This window comes from Variovorax sp. P4_D9 (assembly GCF_056401695.1).
In genome coordinates, this window is record NZ_JBFUIU010001097.1 from 1 (window position 1) to 2,423 (window position 2,423).

1 protein-coding gene and 1 tRNA gene are annotated in these 2,423 nt (G+C 63.9%); one reads left to right on the forward strand and one right to left on the reverse strand.

What is annotated here, in order from left to right; genetic code table 11:
• Positions 1 to 184 precede the first annotated feature (184 nt).
• A tRNA-Ser gene (locus AC1DY5_RS51420) sits at positions 185 to 275 on the reverse strand.
• 173 nt (positions 276 to 448) lie between these two features.
• On the opposite strand from AC1DY5_RS51420, the gene AC1DY5_RS51425 reads away from it, so the two are divergent.
• Positions 449 to 2,423: Orn/Lys/Arg decarboxylase N-terminal domain-containing protein (locus AC1DY5_RS51425; RefSeq protein ID WP_478121981.1), on the forward strand; the 1,975-nt coding region annotated here is incomplete at its 3' end.

Consider the following 2,423-nt stretch of genomic DNA (forward strand, 5'->3'; position numbering starts at 1 on the left):
GTCGAGTGGCATGCGTGGCGTGGGCTGTGATGTGCTTGATCCGGCCATTCCGGGCTCCTTCGGGATTGAAGAACAAAGGCCGTGGCCATGTTACGCGCAATCGGCGGCGCACAAAAAAGCCCCGGCATGCGGGGCTTTCAGGACGGATCCGTTGGCAGTTGGAAGCTGCTGGAGACGCATTTCTTGGCGGAGCAGGCGGGATTCGAACCCGCGGAGGGCTATTAACCCTCACACGCTTTCCAGGCGTGCGACTTAAACCGCTCATCCACCGCTCCGAGCCGACGATTGTAGCAGTGCCGCAGCGTGAATTTTGCTGTCCGAGGGCGCACCCGGCGGCGGCCGGGGCTTGGCCACAAAAGCCGCCTGAAGCTTCGTTTATGGGGCGGGCGCGATTTCTCGTCTGAATTCCGTACACTTCGCGCCTATTTGCCTGTCCGGAGCCCTGCTCATGAAATTCCGCTTTCCCATCGTCATCATCGACGAGGACTTCCGCTCCGAGAACACGTCGGGCCTTGGTATTCGCGCTCTGGCGCAGGCCTTCGAAAGCGAAGGCTTCGAGGTGCTGGGCGTCACCAGCTACGGCGACCTGAGCCAGTTCGCGCAGCAGCAAAGCCGCGCCAGCGCCTTCATCCTGTCGATCGACGATGAAGAGTTCTCGGTCGGTCCGGACCTCGACCCGGCGGTGCTGAGCCTGCGCACCTTCATCGGCGAGGTGCGGCGCAAGAACGCCGACGTGCCGATCTACATCTACGGCGAGACGAAGACCTCGCGCCACATCCCGAACGACATCCTGCGCGAGCTGCACGGCTTCATCCACATGTTCGAGGACACGCCGGAGTTCGTGGCGCGCCACATCATCCGCGAGGCCAAGAGCTACCTTGAAGGCGTGCAGCCGCCGTTCTTCAAGGCGCTGATCGACTACGCCGAAGACGGCTCGTACTCCTGGCACTGCCCGGGCCACTCGGGCGGCGTCGCCTTCCTCAAGAGCCCGGTGGGCCAGATGTTCCACCAGTTCTTCGGCGAGAACATGCTGCGCGCTGACGTCTGCAACGCGGTCGAGGAACTCGGCCAATTGCTCGACCACACCGGCCCGGTGGCGGCCAGCGAACGCAATGCGGCGCGCATCTTCAACGCCGACCACTGCTTCTTCGTCACCAACGGCACCAGCACCAGCAACAAGATGGTGTGGCACCACACGGTGGCGCCGGACGACGTGGTGGTGGTCGACCGCAACTGCCACAAGTCGATCCTGCACGCGATCATCATGACGGGCGCGATCCCGGTCTTCATGAAGCCGACGCGCAATCACTTCGGCATCATCGGCCCGATCCCGAAGAGCGAGTTCGAGCCGGCGGCGATCAAGGCCAAGATCGCGGCCAATCCGCTGCTGTCGCACGTCGATGCCAACAAGGTGAAGCCGCGCGTGATGACGCTCACGCAGTCGACATACGACGGCGTGATCTACAACACCGAGACCATCAAGAACATGCTCGACGGCTACGTCGACACGCTGCACTTCGACGAGGCCTGGCTGCCGCACGCGGCCTTCCACCCGTTCTACGGCGCCTACCACGCGATGGGCAAGCGCCGCGTGCGGCCGAAGGACTCGCTGGTGTTCGCCACCCAGTCGACCCACAAGCTGCTGGCCGGCATCAGCCAGGCCAGCCACGTGCTAGTGCAGGACTCGCAGAACCGGGCGCTCGACCGCGACCTCTTCAACGAGGCCTACCTGATGCATTCGTCGACCAGCCCGCAGTACGCGATCATCGCCAGCTGCGACGTCGCCGCCGCGATGATGGAGCCGCCCGGCGGCACCGCGCTGGTGGAAGAGAGCATCCTCGAAGCGCTCGACTTCCGCCGCGCGATGCGCAAGGTCGAGGCCGAGTTCGGCAAGGACGAATGGTGGTTCAAGGTCTGGGGCCCCGAGAAGCTGGTCGATGAGGGCATCGGCCGCGCCGACGACTGGATCATCAAGGGCGAGTCGCGCACCGCCAAGTGGCATGGCTTCGGCAAGCTGGCCGACGGCTTCAACATGCTCGACCCAATCAAGTCGACCATCGTGACGCCCGGGCTGGACCTGAACGGCAAGTTCGCGACGACTGGCATCCCGGCCAGCATCGTCACCAAGTTCCTGGCCGAGCATGGCGTGATCGTCGAGAAGACCGGGCTCTACAGCTTCTTCATCATGTTCACGATCGGCATCACCAAGGGCCGCTGGAACACGCTGTTGACGGCGCTGCAGCAGTTCAAGGACGACTACGCGCGCAATCAGCCGATGTGGCGGATCATGCCGGAGTTCTGCCAGGCGCATCCCAAGTACGAGCGGCTTGGGCTGCGCGACCTGTGCCATCACATCCACGAGCTCTACGCGCGCTTCGACGTCGCGCGCCTGACCACCGAGATGTACCTGAGCGACCTGACGC